13 protein-coding genes and 2 pseudogenes are annotated in these 14931 nt (G+C 69.7%); 6 read left to right on the forward strand and 9 right to left on the reverse strand.

Annotated features, from left to right (window positions below):
- Nucleotides 1-37: 37 nt before the first annotated feature.
- Entirely contained in the window at nt 38-1306 is a 1269-nt protein-coding gene (locus tag VFH59_RS16570; protein WP_325166013.1) for a GGDEF domain-containing protein, read from the forward strand.
- 92 nt (nt 1307-1398) lie between these two features.
- Here VFH59_RS16570 and VFH59_RS16575 read toward each other — a convergent pair whose 3' ends face one another.
- Both VFH59_RS16575 and VFH59_RS16580 read right to left on the reverse strand, forming a co-directional pair.
- Nucleotides 1399-3627, reverse strand: coding sequence for a putative bifunctional diguanylate cyclase/phosphodiesterase (locus VFH59_RS16575; protein WP_325166014.1), 2229 nt, complete (start codon nt 3625-3627; stop codon nt 1399-1401).
- An 84-nt stretch (nt 3628-3711) separates the two neighbouring features.
- Nucleotides 3712-3987 carry a hypothetical protein gene (locus VFH59_RS16580; protein ID WP_325166015.1) on the reverse strand — a complete coding sequence of 92 codons (276 nt, stop codon included), beginning with the start codon at nt 3985-3987 and terminating at the stop codon, nt 3712-3714.
- A 155-nt stretch (nt 3988-4142) separates the two neighbouring features.
- Here VFH59_RS16580 and VFH59_RS16585 point away from each other — a divergent pair.
- Together VFH59_RS16585 and VFH59_RS16590 are read left to right on the forward strand one after the other, a co-directional pair.
- Nucleotides 4143-4699: pseudogene (locus VFH59_RS16585) on the forward strand (YceI family protein).
- 151 nt (nt 4700-4850) lie between these two features.
- Nucleotides 4851-5075 carry a hypothetical protein gene (locus VFH59_RS16590; RefSeq protein WP_325166017.1) on the forward strand — a complete coding sequence of 75 codons (225 nt, stop codon included), beginning with the start codon at nt 4851-4853 and terminating at the stop codon, nt 5073-5075.
- 15 nt (nt 5076-5090) lie between these two features.
- On the opposite strand, the gene VFH59_RS16595 is transcribed toward VFH59_RS16590, so the two are convergent.
- On the reverse strand, nt 5091-5540 hold the full coding sequence (locus VFH59_RS16595; RefSeq protein ID WP_325166018.1) for a cupin domain-containing protein: 450 nt from the start codon (nt 5538-5540) through the stop codon (nt 5091-5093).
- Nucleotides 5541-5636: 96 nt separating this feature from the next.
- Between VFH59_RS16595 and thpR the strand changes: the two genes are divergently transcribed.
- Nucleotides 5637-6215 carry an RNA 2',3'-cyclic phosphodiesterase gene (thpR, locus tag VFH59_RS16600; protein WP_325166019.1) on the forward strand — a complete coding sequence of 193 codons (579 nt, stop codon included), beginning with the start codon at nt 5637-5639 and terminating at the stop codon, nt 6213-6215.
- Nucleotides 6216-6276: 61 nt separating this feature from the next.
- Nucleotides 6277-6429 carry a hypothetical protein gene (locus VFH59_RS16605; RefSeq protein WP_325166021.1) on the forward strand — a complete coding sequence of 51 codons (153 nt, stop codon included), beginning with the start codon at nt 6277-6279 and terminating at the stop codon, nt 6427-6429.
- A gap of 2 nt (nt 6430-6431) precedes the next feature.
- Here the strand turns inward: VFH59_RS16605 and VFH59_RS16610 are convergent, their stop codons facing one another.
- The 4 genes from VFH59_RS16610 to VFH59_RS16625 form a co-directional block, all read right to left on the reverse strand.
- Entirely contained in the window at nt 6432-6851 is a 420-nt protein-coding gene (locus VFH59_RS16610) for a PepSY domain-containing protein (protein ID WP_325166022.1), read from the reverse strand.
- Nucleotides 6852-7064: 213 nt separating this feature from the next.
- A complete protein-coding gene (locus VFH59_RS16615) occupies nt 7065-9791 on the reverse strand; it encodes a M14 family zinc carboxypeptidase (protein ID WP_325166023.1) in 2727 nt (908 codons plus the stop codon).
- Between the two features lie 105 nt (nt 9792-9896).
- Nucleotides 9897-10709, reverse strand: a complete 813-nt coding sequence (gene xth, locus VFH59_RS16620) for an exodeoxyribonuclease III (RefSeq protein ID WP_325166024.1) — start codon at nt 10707-10709, stop codon at nt 9897-9899.
- A 10-nt stretch (nt 10710-10719) separates the two neighbouring features.
- Nucleotides 10720-12057 (reverse strand): phospholipase D-like domain-containing protein, encoded by a 1338-nt coding sequence (locus VFH59_RS16625; RefSeq protein ID WP_325166025.1) that lies wholly within the window; start codon nt 12055-12057, stop codon nt 10720-10722.
- Nucleotides 12058-12241: 184 nt separating this feature from the next.
- Here VFH59_RS16625 and VFH59_RS16630 point away from each other — a divergent pair, with 184 nt between their 5' ends.
- Nucleotides 12242-13294 (forward strand): mechanosensitive ion channel family protein, encoded by a 1053-nt coding sequence (locus VFH59_RS16630; RefSeq protein WP_325166026.1) that lies wholly within the window; start codon nt 12242-12244, stop codon nt 13292-13294.
- Nucleotides 13295-13329: 35 nt separating this feature from the next.
- On the opposite strand, the gene VFH59_RS16635 is transcribed toward VFH59_RS16630, so the two are convergent.
- Nucleotides 13330-13644 carry a hypothetical protein gene (locus tag VFH59_RS16635; protein ID WP_325166027.1) on the reverse strand — a complete coding sequence of 105 codons (315 nt, stop codon included), beginning with the start codon at nt 13642-13644 and terminating at the stop codon, nt 13330-13332.
- 137 nt (nt 13645-13781) lie between these two features.
- Nucleotides 13782-14930 (reverse strand): annotated as a pseudogene (locus tag VFH59_RS16640) (EF-Tu/IF-2/RF-3 family GTPase).
- Nucleotide 14931: the final 1 nt, after the last annotated feature.

Raw genomic sequence — 14931 nt, forward strand, 5'->3', positions numbered from 1 at the left:
CGGGAAGGACCCGGGCGCTTGAGGAGAGGTCCTGGGCTTGAATCTGTCGGTCGTTCCCGATTTCCTCGCCATCGGTGGCCTGGTGCTGGTCTTCGCCGGGCTGCTCAAGCGCACGCGCCAGACGCGACCGCGCTACTGGCTGGTGGGCTGGGCGATGATCCTGGTGCACATCGTGGCGCAATTCGTCGAACGCAACCTTTCCGCGGGTGTGGCGGCGGACGCCGCGCTGGCGGTTTCGCTGTCGATGCTGCTGCTGGCCAGCGTGGCTTTCATCTGGGCCGGCTCGGACACGCGCCTGGGTTGGTGGCGCGACCTGGGGGTCACCCTGCTGGCCGCGGTGCCGGACGTGGCGTTCGTCGTGCTCGCCGCCTACGGTACCGAGGCGGCGCTGCCCTATCTCGCCTGTACCGCACTGGGCCTGGGCTCGACGGCCTGGGTTTTCCGCCGCGACCGCCGCAGGCCGTCCTGGGCCGTGCCGGTGGTGATCGGCTTCTATGCGCTGCAGGGCATGTTCGCCTGGCATGGGTCGATCGAGCAGGCGCTCACCTGGATGCTGTTCTGGCACTACCTGGCGGTGGCGTTCTGCTTCTACCGCGGTACCGCCGGGCCGTCGGTGGGCGTGGCGTTCACCACCTTGAGCTTCATCGCCTGGGCCGCGGTGTTTCCGGTGGCCTCGGTGCTCGCACCGTGGCTGGCCGGCTGGGGCATCGAGAACGAGGCATGGAACCTGCCCAAGTTCCTGGTCGCCACCGGCATGATCTTCACCCTGCTGGAGGAGCAGATCGGCCATGCCGAGCATGCCTCCCGGCACGATGCGCTGACCGGCCTGCCGAACCGGCGCGTGTTCGTGCACCGGCTGGAGCACGCGCTCAGGCGCGCGCGCGAGAGCGGCGGGCGGATCGCCATGCTGGTGATCGACCTCGACGACTTCAAGCGCATCAACGATACGCTCGGGCACGCCGCGGGCGACGTGCTGCTGCACTTCGTGGCGCAGCGCCTGCAGCAGGCCATCCGCGCCGGTGACACGCTGGCCCGCCTGGGCGGCGACGAGTTCGCCGCGATCCTGCCCGAGGTGGCCGACCGCGCCGCCGCAGAGGCCCGTGCGGAACGCCTGGCGCGCGCCTTCGACGCGAGCACCGAATTCCAGGGCCTGCGGCTGTCCATCGGTGCAAGCATCGGCCTGGCGCTGTATCCGGACGACGGGCAGGACGAGACCCGCCTGTACGCCGCCGCCGACCGCGCGATGTACGCCAGCAAACTGGCCGAACGCGCCGGGCAGGGGGAGGCCGGGCCGGCGCCGGCATAGGCCGCGGCACCGGTCGGTTCGAACGCCGGCGCGGGTCTCCCTCCGAACGGGCCGGCGGCGCCTCCGCGACCGGACGCCCTTGGGACGGGCGCTCAGCCCCCGGTACCCTCGCCGCTGCCGGAGGGATGGCGGTCGCGCGAGGGCAGGCCCTGCGGGTCGTGCGCGTTGGGCGCGTGGCGTTGTGCCTGCGGCAGGGCACGCGCCTGCCGATGCCCGGCCAGCCAGCGGCGGAAGCCGGGCTCGTCCACCGGGCGGCAGATCAGGAACCCTTGCAGCCCGTCGCAGCCGAGCCGTTCCAGCGCTAGCCGCTGCGGCACCGTCTCGACGCCTTCGGCCACTGCCGTGATGCCGAGGCGATGGGCCAGGTCGATGATGAAACTGGCCAGCGGGTTGGCCATGTCCGGACTCAGTTCGCTGACGAAGGCACGGTCGACCTTGAGCACATCCAGCGGCAGGCGTTGCAGGTAGCTGAGCGAGGAGTAGCCGGTGCCGAAGTCGTCCAGCGCCAGGCGGAAGCCGGCCGTGGACAACTGCCCGAGGGTTTCCAGTGCGCTGTCGAAGTCGCGCAGCAGCGCGCTCTCGGTCAGCTCCAGGGTCAGCCGTGAGGGGTCGACCCCCGCCGCGCGCACCTGCGCCTCCAGCTGCGTGGCGAACTGCGCCTGGCCGAGCTGCCAGGCGCTCACGTTGACCGCCAGGCGGCTGCCGAACGCCACGCCGTCGCGGTCCCATGCACGGATGCATGCGCAGGCCTGGTCGATCACCCAGCTGCCCAACGCATGGATCAGGCCGGTTTCCTCGGCCAGCGGGATGAACACCGACGGCGACAGCTCGCCCAGCTGCGGATGGTGCCATCGCAACAGCGCCTCGGCTCCGAGCAGCTCGCCGGTGCGGTCGACCTGCGGCTGGAAGTGCAGGGCGAACTGCGTGGGCATGCGTTCCTGTTCCAGCGCCGTGCGCAGGCCACGTTCCAGCGCCAGCCGCGTGTCCGCTTCCTGCTGCATCGGCGCCAGGAACAGACGCACGGTGTTGCGTCCGGCCGCCTTGGCGCGGTACAGCGCGATGTCGGCCCGGCGCAGCAGGTCCGCCACGCCGTCCTCGCCGGCGGGGAACGGCGCCACGCCCACGCTGGCGCCGATGGCGAGGACGCGACCGTCCACCGTCACCGGCTCGGCCAGCCGCGCGACCACCCGCTCGGCCGTCTGTTGCGCCAGCGCTCGCGCGATGGCGGCAGGACCGGGCGACGGGCCGAGCACGAGTACGAACTCGTCGCCGCCCAGCCGCGCCAGCATCGCGTCGGCCGGCGCGGCGGCGACCAGGCGGTCGGCGATGGCTTCGAGCATGCGGTCGCCGACCGCGTGGCCCAGCGCGTCGTTGATGGTCTTGAAGTTGTCCAGGTCGATGAGCAACACGGCGCTGTGCTGGCCCCTGACGACCGCCTCGGCGTGCAACTCGGCAAGGTGGTCCAGTGCGCGCAGGCGGTTGGGCAGACCGGTGAGGCTGTCGTGGTAGGCCACGTGGCGCAGGTTGAACTCGGCCTCGTGGCGGGTGCGCGCCTCGGCTTCCAGCCGTCGCGTGGTCTGCTCCAGCTGCATGGTGCGCTGGTGCAGCTGGGTCGCCAGCGACAGCCCCATCAGCAGCACGAACGGCAGGAACGAGAACGCGTCCAGGTAGGGGTAGGGATGGCCGAGGGCATCGACGACCACGTCGCCCCACAGCAACGCGGCGAACTGGGCAGCCAGGCAGGTCGCCAGCAGCGACCCGCGCAGGCGCTCCCCGGCGCGGATCTGGCGGACCGCATGGGCCAGCGCCCACAGGAATGCGAGGTAGCTCAACGCGTGGAACAGCAGGCCCCAGAGCGACGGAACCCCGGCAACGTCGTACAGCCGCCGGCCCCACGGCAGCAGGATGCCCTTGCCTGGCTTCAACTGCGTGAAGAACAGCGTGTCGGGCATCTGCAGGTTGAGCAGGGCGAACAGGCCCGCGGTCAGGCCGACCGCCCATTGCAGGCGCGGCTGGCGCGCGCCGCCGGTGTAGGCGCGGATGAACACCACGAACGGAAGGAACGAGATCACCGCCGCGCCGATCATGGTGCGCAATGCCGCCCTCGCGAATGCCAGGTTGCTGGCCGTGTGCAGCATCGCGTTGGAATAGGCGAGCACGGCGATGCACAGACAGAGCATCGCGTAGGACAGGTACATCGCCTCGCGGCGACGCCACAGGCCGATCACCACGAACTGCGTGCCCGAAGTCAGTGCGATGCCGGCGGTGGCAACCAGCGCGGCGGTGTAGTAACCGAACGAAATCGGGCCTGCGTCAAACACCCTGCTCCCCCGTTGGTAAGGGCTGCCCGGCCACGATAACGGAACCATGCCGGGGCGCCCAGCCGGATTGGCCGGCTCCAGCGTTCATGTGGAGCCTTCCTGCGGATCGAGTCCCGGCAGCAGGCTTCGATCGGGCCTGCCGATGCCGTGGCGCAGCCCGGGTCCGATCGGCCGCGGCAACATGGGTGCCGGGGCAGCCGGAAAGGTATCGATGCAGCCGGCCGCCTGGCCTTTGCCCACCGGCCAGGAGGATGCGTGCCGCGTGCGCTGGACCATGGGATGCTCTGAGCGTCGAACCGCGAAGCGATCATGGCAGCAGGCTTCTCCGGCAGAAAACTGACGCGGATGGTTTTCGGGCAAGTGGCTTTCTGCGGACCTGTCCCGCGTGCCGGACACGAAGTCGCCAGCTCGCTGGCGATTTGCGGCATGCCGGACCGTCGTCACTTGGAAGGCGCCACCGGGCGCCGGCCATTGAAGGAGACCGCCATGCGCATCACCCCCCGCCTCGCCCGCCCCTGTTTCCCCTCGCGCTGCTGTCCTCATGCGCGGCCGCCGCGGCGCAGGCACGCTACACGATCGATACGGACCACACCTATCCGAGCTTCGAGGCCGACCACATGGGCATTTCCACCTGGCGCGGCAAGTTCAACCACAGCGAAGGAGGGTGACCCTGGACAAGGCGGCCGGCAGCGGCAGCGTCCAGGTGGAGATCGCATTGGACAGCATCGATTTCGGGCAGGACGCGCTCAACGCCTGGGCCCGCGGCAAGGATTTCTTCGACGTCGCGCAGCACCCGCGCGCGACGTACCGGGGCCGGCTCGCCGATTTCGTCGCCGGCGTCCCGACCCGGGTAGCGGGAACGCTGACGCTGCACGGGGTCACCCGCCCGCTCGACCTGCGCATCGACCACTTCAGGTGCATCCCGCACCCGGTCCTGAAGCGCGAATACTGCGGGGCGGACGCCAAGGGGAGCTTCGATCGCAGTGCGTTCGGACTGGACGCCGGCAGGAACTACGGCTTCGACATGCAGGTCGCCCTGCGCATCCAGGTCGAGGCGCTGCGCGACAAGTGACGGGTGGTGTGCGGATTCTCGCCGGGACCTTCACGCATGGGCCGGCAAGCTTCCACCCGCTGGCGCATCGCGCTTCCCTTGCCGGGTGGCACCCCGGCTCTCCGCACCCCCCTTGCGGTGGCCCATGGCTGAGCCAGGGCAAGGAAGCGCGATGCGCCGCATTGCTTTCCCACTGGAGCCCGCGATGTCCGACAACGGCTACCGCTGCGGCCACGCCGCCTGTCAATGCACGACCGCGCCCGATGGCGGGCAGTACTGCAGCGACTACTGCCGGGAGACCGCAGGCTCGGGCCACGCCGAACCGGGCCGCTGCGGTTGCGGGCATGCGGCCTGCGCGAGCGATCCCGAGGGCGACCTTCGCCAACAGGCGGAATGAGCCTGGCGTGGCCGCCTAGTAGGCGGTGCCGTCCTTGTGCGTCCAGCCCCGGGCGCCGTCCAGGTGCAGGTCGATGTCCGGGTAGTGGCAGGCATCCTCGGCCGAGCGTGTCCCGATCTCCAGATACACCGCGGTCCCGCTGCCACGGTTGACCAGGTGGTGGCCGTCCGCGACGCCCTTCGGGAAGGCTGCGCATTCGCCCGCGCGCAACGGCTGCTCGCCGGCGTCGGTCACCAGCACCAGCTCGCCCGACAGGACGTAGACGAACTCGTCCTCGCGGGTGTGCCAGTGGCGCTGGCTGGACCAGCTGCCGGGCGGCAGCCGGGTCAGGTTGACGCCGAAGTCCGACAGGCCGCCGGCATCGCCAAGCACCTGCTTGACGCGGTCCTGCGCCACCTTCGCGTACGGCGCCGGGTAGCTCGTGCCGCGGCGTTCGGGGACGGTCGTGAGATCGATCTTCGGCATGGCGGTGCTCGTCGTGGGAAACGTCCATTCTGACCGAGCTTGCGGAAGCCCGCTCGCGGGGCCTCGACCTGCGCGAGCGCTTCTACAATGGTCCGCATGCACCAGAGCTCCCTCGGCGGTTTCGCCGCCCCCCATCCTACCGACCGCCTGTTCTTCGCCGTGATGCCGCCGCCGGCCGTGGCGGAGCGGCTCGCCACGCTCGCCGGTGAGTTGCGCGAGCGCCTCGGGCTGCGCGGACGGCCACGGCCCACCGGGCACCTGCACGTGACCCTGCATCACCTGGGCGATTTCGCCGGACTTCCCCGGCAGCGGGTGGACGACGCCTGCGCGGCGGCCGCGGGCGTCGCCCTGCCTTCGTTCGAGGCCGGCTTCGACCGCGTCGGCAGCTTCAGCGGGCGCGCCGGCAAGCATCCGTTCGTACTGCTCGGCGCCGAAGGCGCGACCGGCCTGGCGCAGTTGCACGACCGCCTGGGGGCACGTCTCGCGGCGGCGGGACTGGCGCGGCGGGAGCGCGCGTTCATGCCGCACGTCACCTTGCTCTACGACAGCCGCATCATCGCCACGCTGCCGGTCGAGCCGCTCGGCTGGAGGGTGGGGGAGTTCCTGCTCATCCACAGCCTGCTGGGACGCACCGAATACCGCGTGCTGGGTCGTTGGCCGCTGGCCGGTGTCTAGCGGTGCGCACGCGCTCGCGACGCGGCCGGGGCTAGGGTGCGGTCACGAGCCGGGGAGAGCGATGAAGAAGCGCGCGCGCCGATGGGGCCTGATCCTGTTGCTGGTGGCATTGCTGGTCCTGCTGGTCCTTGGCGCCTTGCGCTGGCGCCAGCAGTTCCGCGCGGCCCCCACGGACGAGGGGCTGAGCCCCGCGGCAAGCGCGCCTATACGCTGAGGTCAGTCCTCGCTGTCGATCACCCGCCCGCTCGTGGGATCCACGGTGAGTTCGACGCGGTGGTCATTCTTGTCGTCGGCCTTGGCGTGCCATACACCGTCGTCGAAATCGACATCGTGCACGTTGGTGTAGCCCTGGGTGGCGAGCGCGGCGCGTACGTCGTCCTCGCTCAGGTGCGAAACGGTCTTGTCGGGGTACACCTGGCCGGTCTTCGCGTCCACGCGCAAGCTCACGTCGCTGCCGTCGGCGCTCTCGGCCTTGGCGCGCCACATGCCGCCGTCGAACTTGAGGTCGTCGATGTCCTTGTAGCCCTGGTGGATCAGCGTCTCGCGCACCTGGGCCTCGGTCATCGCCTGTTGCGCCAGCGCCACGCCCGAGGCGCCGAGCGCCAGCGCGAAGGTGATGGAAGCGAGCTTTTTCATGGCCGTTGCTCCGGGGGAGTGGTGCGCCCGAGTCTTCGGGCGCAAACGGCAATGGGTGATGAAAAAGCCGTGAGACCGGGCGGCGCCGTTCAGGCTGACAGGCCCGGCTAAAGCCGCTCTGCCGTAGCGAGGGCGCCGCCTTCGCCCGGCACGCACGGCACGTGAGCCGTTCGTGCCGGCCGGACGCCCGCCGCCGGCGCCGTGGGCGAGTCCTCAGCGCCCCTGGTCGAGCCGGTCGAAATGCGTCAGCGCGTTGAGCACCAGCGGATAACTCCCCAGGGTTTCCCCGCGCCAGATCGGATTGCCGGCAAACAGCAGGACGTGTCCCTTGCCGTAGCGCGCCTCGACCACCGCCGCGCGCTCGGCCATCTCGCTGCCACCGTCGAGCAGGCCGGAGAGCAGCAGCCGCTTGGCGTCGGCGAAGCGCAGGATCACCCGCGGACGCTGGTCCTGCGGGATCACCCAGGGATTGTTGTAGGCCTGGTCCTCGTTGAGCGGCAGCGCCTGCCAGGGTTTGGCGTCCGGCAGAGCGGGCGGTGCGGCAAACGGCCGGCCCTCGGGCACGTCCTGGTCCTGCGGGCCGCCGCGGCCGGTGGGCCGCTCGGCATCGAGGGCGCGGGGCAGGCCGCGGTCGCCGGTCAGCAGGTTGGATACGGTGAAGGACTGCCCCTCGGCGCTGTACAGCGCGAGGTGGTCGCCATAGCCCGAGGCCACCGGGCTGTCATGGTCGACGAAGTCGCCCTGCAGCACGCTGCCGACCACCTTCAGCTTGCTCCGGGGCGTGACGGACACGCCGGGGGCGAGGCCCGCGTCGATGGCGAAGCGGGCGGTGTCCTCGGCGGTGACCAGCAGGCCGCCGTCGTGCACAAAGCGCTTGAGGTTGGCCAGGCCGGCCTCGCCCAGGCCCGGGCGGATGTCCGGCGTGCTGTCGATGTGGCCCAGGTTGGGCGTGAGCCGGCTGGTCTGCCAGGGCATCGGCGGGCCCCACATCGGCAGGCCGTCGACGATGCGGCGCAGGCTGGCGCCGCCGACCGGGGCGAACAGGATGGCGTCGTACTTCGCGCGCAGGTCCGGCATGCGGGCCACGTCCTGCGTGCTGATGTAGTCGTAGTGCACGCCCAGCTGGTCCAGCGCCATGCGCCACCAGCCCTCCGTCTGCGTGCCGAGCCAGGTATGCATCAACGCGATGCGCGGCAGCCTGGCGTCCGCCACGTCGATGGCGGCGAGGCCCGCGGGCACGTCGACCGGCGTGCCCAGGCGCGCCATCGGCGCCTTCAGCACGGACGGGTCGGTGATACGCACGACCTCCACGTCGAACAGGTCGCCCATCGACCAGCCGGTGTCGTCGTAGGGATGCTGCTGCGGATCCTTGGGCGACCAGTACTGCCGGTCGAGCAGGGTGTCGGCGATGCGCGAGTAGGGCTGGTCCATGCGCACCACGTAGCTGCCGGCCGGGAAGCGGCGCGTGACCGGCTTCTTGTCCTTGCCGCTGGCAGGCAGGGTCACGCTGAAGGGCGCACTGGCGCGACTGATTTCCACGTGCTGGCGCTCCAGCACGCGCAGCAACTGCGCCTGGGTGCCGGGACGCTTCTCGTCGGCGGGCAGCACGTAAGCGGCGGGACCGGCTTCGGTGGGCTTTTCGATCGAACGCCTGGCCTTCAGGTAGAAGTTCTTCAGGAACGCCTGGCCGTTGTGCGCGAAGTAGTCCAGCGCCGTGAGCACGCCGGCCTGTTCGTAGTTGTTGTTGTCGCGCTGCGACCAGGTCACCTCCGGCAGCGGCGGGTTGGGGCGGTACCAGGTGCGCTGGTATTCGGACGGGTCCAGGATGCGCTTGCGCGTATCGGCGCCGCCGTTGCCGAAGGTCTCGTACAGGCGGCTGATGCCGTTGTGCATGGCCGCGATGAACATCAGGTAGCCGGGGCTCCAGGTGTCGAAGTCGCCGTGGGCGAACACGCCGGGCAGGCCGAGCTGGGTCAGCTTCTGCACGTTGTCCCAGCCCATCTGCTGCCACTCGCTGGCGAGGATGGGATCGATCCAGGCGTTGTAGGGGCCATCGCCCACCGTGTTGTCGTACAGGAACGGCACCGACTCGTGCAGGTCGTGCAGCACCTGCGCGTGCCAGCCCAGGTAGGTGTCGGCGACGTTGCGGGTAAGTGCCAGGGTCATGCCCATGGCGTCGCGGTTGTTGTCGTGTGCGACGTAATGGCCCCAGTAGAGCAGGTGCGGGTAGTCCTGGCCGGGGTGCGCCTTGTGCCAGTTGTAGAGATCGACCATGCGGTCGCGGCCGTCCACTTCGACGATCGGCGTGATCAGCGTGATCACGTGCGAGCGGATGTTGCGGATGTAGGGCGCATCGTCGACGGCCAGGCGGTAGGCCAGTTCCATCAGCGCCGTCGGCGCGCCGGTTTCGGTGGAGTGGATGGAGCCGGTCAGGTAGTAGACCGGCGTGGTGTTCCTGACCAGCGCGTCCGCCTTGGCGTCGTCCATACCGATCGTGCGCGGGTCGGCCAGCTGTGCCAGGCGCGCGTCGTTGGCCTGGAGGTTGGCCAGCAGGGCTTCGTCGGCGACCGCCACGGCGATCATTTCGCGGCCTTCCTCGGTGCGGCCGATGCTGAACACCTTCACGCGCGGGCTGGCTGCATCGAGGGCGCGGAAATAGCGGTAGACGTCCGCCGAGTAGGGCAGCCAGTCGGCCGCGCCGGCGATGTGGCCGAGCACCTTGAGCGGCGTCGGCACGTCGGCCGATGCGGGCAGGTAGTCGGTCAGCGGCGTGTTGAACCGCGGGTCGGTGGTGAACCGCGCGATCTGCGCGGTATAGGCCTGGTCGACCGGCTGGGACGGGTCGCGCGCGTAGGTGCTGGCGGCGAGCGTGTCGGCCGCCTGGGTGGCCAGGCTGGTGGCGGCCAGCGTGAGGCCGGCAAGGCAGGTTAGGAGGCGCATGGATTCCCTGGAGTGAGCGGACGGCTGCATCACTTTGCCAGAAATGCAGGCCGCGTCCCTCCCCTGCGCCGTCGGCGGCGAGAACACCGGGCCAGGTGGGTTGCCTCAGCCGCTGGCGCGCCTGCGCGGCCGGCCAAGCGCGACCCACGTCGGCGCATGGTCGCTCGGGTGCGGCATGGCCCGGACCCAGCGGTCCACGCCGGCATCCTTCAGCTGCGGTGCCAGCGCGCGGTTCAGCAGCAGGTGGTCGATGCGCAGGCCCGAGTTCCGTTCCCAGTGCTGGCGGAAGTAGTCCCAGAAGGTGTAGATGCGCTCCTCGCCGAAATGCCGGCGCAGCGCATCGGTCCACCCCTGCGCCAGCAGGTCCGCGTAGCGCTCGCGGCTCTCCGGCTGCAGCAGCGCGTCCTTGCGCCAGGAGCGCGGGTTGTAGATGTCCTCGTCGGTGGGCACCACGTTGTAGTCGCCGGCCAGCACCACCGGGTGCTCGCTGTCGACCAGGTCGCCGGCGTAGGCCAGGAAGCGGTCGAACCAGGCCAGCTTGTAGTCGAACTTGGGTCCGGGCTGGGGGTTGCCGTTGGGCAGGTACAGGCAACCGACGACGAGGCCGTGCGCGGCCGCCTCCAGATAACGGCTCTGGGTGTCCTTCGGATCGCCGGGCAGGCCCCGGCGGCTTTCCAGCGGGTCGGCGCCGCGGGCCAGGATCGCCACGCCGTTCCACGAGCGCTGGCCGTGCCAGATGGCGCCGTAGCCGGCGTCGCGGATGGGCCCGACCGGAAAGGCCTCGTCCGGCGCCTTCAGTTCCTGCAGGCAGACGATGTCCGGCGCCTCGCGCTCCAGCCAGGCCAGCAGCGCGGCCAGGCGCGTGCGCACGCCGTTGATGTTGAAGGTGGCGACCCTGAGCGGCTTGCGCGCGGGCATCGGCGTCCTCCTAGTATTGCGCCGCGCCCAGCGCGGAGAGCCAGTCCAGCGCGCGGCGCGTCCACGGGCGGTGTTGCCACTGCGCGAGCGAAAGCTCCTTCGATCGCGCGATGTCGCGGTCGACGACGCCGGTCATGTGCGCGGCGAAGGCGTGGTCGAAAACCAGCACGTTGGATTCGTCGTTGAGGCTGAAGGAGCGGTTGTCGAAATTGGCGCTGCCGGCGATGGTGAGATAGCCGTCCACGATCATCAGCTTGTTGTGGAACAGTGCCGGCTGGAAGCGGTAGATGTGCGCGCCGTCCTTGAGCATCTCGCCCCAGCTGTTCTGCGAGGCGCTCTTGATGATCTCGCTGTCGGTGTAGGGCCCGGGTACCACCAGGCGGATGCGCACGCCGCGCGCCAGCGCGCGCCTGAGGGCGGCCATGGTCAGATGGTCCGGCACGAAATAGGCCGCTTCCAGGTCGATCGTCCTGCGCGCGCCGTCGATCGCCATCAGGTACATCAGCTGCAGGTTCTCGCTGCCGCCCTCCGGCGAGCTGGCCACCGTCTGCACCGCGACATCGCCGGCCGGCGGCACGTCCGGGTAGTACTGCGCGCCCAGCAGTGCCTGGCCGGTGGTGGTGATCCAGTTGTCCTCGAAGACGGCCTGCATCTGCAGCGCGCCCGGCCCGGTCACGCTGAACTGCATGTCGCGCCAGATATCGGGCCGGTCGCCATGACCGTCCCATTCGTCGGCGATGCCCACGCCCCCGGTGAAGGCCACGCGGCCGTCGACGATCAGCAGCTTGCGGTGGGTGCGGTTGTTGAAACGGTCGATGTCGTACCAGCGCAGCGGGTGGAAGTACTCGAAATGCACGCCGCCGGCACGCAGCGCCTGCACCATGTCCTCGTCCATCTTGGAGGAGCCGACCGCGTCGGCGATGACGTGTACCCGGACACCGGCGCGGGCGCGCTCGGTGAGTGCCCGGACGAATTCGTCGGCAACATGGCCGGACCAGTAGATGTAGGTCTCCATGTCGACACTGACCTTGGCCGAGCGGATCGCCGCGAGCATCGCGGGGAAGATTTCCGCGCCGTTCTGGAAATCCGCGACGGTGTTGCCGTCCACGATCGTCGGGCCCAACAGGTTGCCGATCTCGCGCCGGAACTGCGGACTCTCGACCGGACTCAGCGGGCCCAACGGGTGGACCAGCTGCTGCGTCTGCGGAATCAGGTTGAGCGCCAGCACGCCGATCACCAGCGCCGCAAAGGCGCCCAGGCCGGCCCAGAGCAGACGCCGCTTCCAGCGCGGTCGCGGCGCCTGGCCAGCCTCGCCGGCATCACGGGTGGGGGCGGGTTCGGCCTGCATCGCGTCTCCTGGGGAGGGGCGGTAGGGGCGCCCTTGGGCGCGACGATGGCCCCCGCGCGCGCACGGCGCGTCACGGAGAACCGGACTCATCATCCGCCGCCGGCGTGCACCCCGGGTCAACGCCTTCACCTGGCCGGCACCGCCGCGGTTGTCTGCTGTTGTGCGGATTCCCCGGGGAGACCGCATGACCGACAAGTCCGTACGCCGGATCGAACGCCGCGCCGACGTGCGCCGCGCGCTGGCCACCAGCACAGCGACGCACCGCAAGCACAGGCGTCCGGTGCGCTCGGGACACAAGCTGTGGCTGGGCATCTACGCGCTGGTGCTGCTCGCGCTGGGGGTGCTGTTCTACCTGCTGCGGCTGGAATTTTTCGGCATTCTCGGCCGCTACCTGCCGATGGCCCGCCGCGCCACGGTGGGCGCGATGGCGATCGTGCTGACGCTGGCGACCTCGCGGCTGGTGCAGGCCTTCGCCATCGAGCGCGCCCAGACGGCGGTCACGCGCTACAACTTGAGGCGCATCCTGCGGCTGGTGGTGTACGTGGTCCTGGCGCTGATCGTGGTGTCGGTGCTGTTCGCCAACTGGTACGCCGCGGTCGCCTCGCTGGGGCTGATCTCGCTGGTACTGGGCTTCGCGTTGCAGACGCCGATCACCAGCTTCATCGGATGGGTCTACATCCTGGTGCGCGAGCCCTACCGCGTGGGTGACCGCATCCAGATCGGGGACGCAACCGGCGACGTGATCGACGTCACCTACCTCGATACCACGCTGTGGGAAGTGGGCGGGCCGTACCTGTCGTCCGACCATCCGAGCGGACGGATCATCAAGTTCCCCAACGCCAACGTGCTGACCACCGCGGTCTGCAACTATTCCTGGCCGGTGTTCCCGTACGTCTGGAACGAGATCAAGTTCCAGGTGGCCTACAACAGCGACTTCGCGTTCGTCGAGCAGGTGATGCGCACGGCCGCGGAGGAAGAACTCGGCGAGGCGATGATCGAGCGCGTGCGCACGTTCCGGGAAGTGCTCGCCAAGACGCCGGTGGACGAGTTGCAGGTCAACGAACGGCCGTCGGTCCTGTTCCGCATCAACGCCAACACCTGGGTCGATGCCATCGTGCGCTACGTGGTCGACCCGCGCCGCGCGGGCAGCATCAAGACGCGGCTGATCGAGACGATGCTGGCCCGGTTAAACGCGGAGCCGGATCGGGTGAAGTTCCCCAAGGGCGACAACCGCTGACGGGATGAGGACAGGGCGGCGCCGGTGCGAGCCGTTCAGCCCAGCCCCCGGCCCGGCGGCGAGACCGGGCTGGCGACCTCGGCGCTGTGCACCGTGTGCGACCAGCGCTGCAGCGCCTGGTAGAAGCGCTCCTTCCGCGTCAGCACGCCCTGGTGGCAGCCCTTGGGCCGGGTCTGCTCGATCGGCTCGCGGCTCAGTTCGCGCCAGCGCTTGACCAGTTCGGCCGGTGCCGGGTGCGATTCGACCAGCGCGCGCAGCACCAGCGACATCGCCTCCACTTCGTTCTTCAAGCCATCCAGCTCGTTGCCGACCTGGGTGAAGGACACCGGCCGGCTGCTCGAAATCTCCATGACAGCTCCCTTGGCTCACGCGCCGGCGTCCCCGCGCCGGCCGTCACGACGTTGCACCTGCCACCGTGGTCGTGATGTGCACGCGAACGAAAAAGCCGCCTCGCGGCGGCTTGATCGTGTCCCGGATGCGACGGCGGTCACGCCGCGCGCGAGGCCTTCTTGCGGTCGTTCTCGGTCAGGTGCTTCTTGCGCAGGCGGATTTCCTTCGGCGTCACCTCGACCAGCTCGTCGTCGTCGATGAAGTCCAGCGCCTGCTCCAGCGAGAACTTGATCGCCGGGGTGAGCTGGATCGCGTCGTCCTTGCCCGAGGCGCGCATGTTGGTCAGCGGCTTGGGCTTGATCGCGTTGACGGTCAGGTCGTTGTCCTTGGCGTGGATGCCGACCAGCTGGCCTTCATACACGTTGTCGCCCTCGGCGGCGAACAGCTTGCCGCGCTCCTGCAGCGGTCCGAGCGAATAGGCCGGGGTGGTGCCGCCGGCATTGGCGATCATCACGCCATTGAGGCGCTAGGCGATCTGGCCTTCTTCCTTCGGACCGTAGTGGTCGAACACGTGGAACAGCAGGCCCGAGCCCTGGGTGAGGGTCTTGAACTGATTCTGGAAGCCGATCAGGCCACGCGCCGGGATCATGTACTCGAGGCGCACGCGGCCCTTGCCGTCCGACACCATGTTCTTCAGGTCACCCTTGCGGATGCCCAGCCGCTCCATCACGCCACCCTGGTGCTGCTCCTCGATGTCGACGACGAGCTGCTCGATAGGCTCCATCAGCTGGCCGTCGATCTCCTTGATGATGACTTCCGGACGCGACACCGCGAGCTCGTAGCCTTCGCGACGCATGGTTTCGATCAGGATCGACAGGTGCAGTTCGCCCCGGCCGGATACCGCGAAGACATCCGGCTGGTCGGTCGGCTCGACCCGCAGCGACAGATTCGTCTCCAGTTCGCGGTCGAGCCGTTCCTTCAATTGGCGGGAGGTGGCGAAATGCCCTTCCCGCCCGGCGAACGGGGACGTGTTGACGCCGAAGGTGAGGCGCAGCGTCGGTTCGTCGATTTCCGGCGCCGGCAGCGCGTCCGGGTGGTCCGGGTCGGCCAGCGTCGCGCCGATGCGGGCGTCGGGAAAGCCGGCGAGCGCCACGATTTCGCCCGCGCCCGCTTCCTCCGTTTCTTCCCGCCGCAAGCCTTCGAAGACGGCCAGCGCGGTCACCTTCTGCCGGATGGACTGCCCGTCCGGGGTGAGATGGACGAGCGGCTCGCCGACATGGATGCGCCCGCGCTGGACGCGGCCGATG

This window comes from Frateuria sp. (assembly GCF_035695185.1).
Classification (GTDB): Bacteria; Pseudomonadota; Gammaproteobacteria; order Xanthomonadales; family Rhodanobacteraceae; genus Frateuria_A.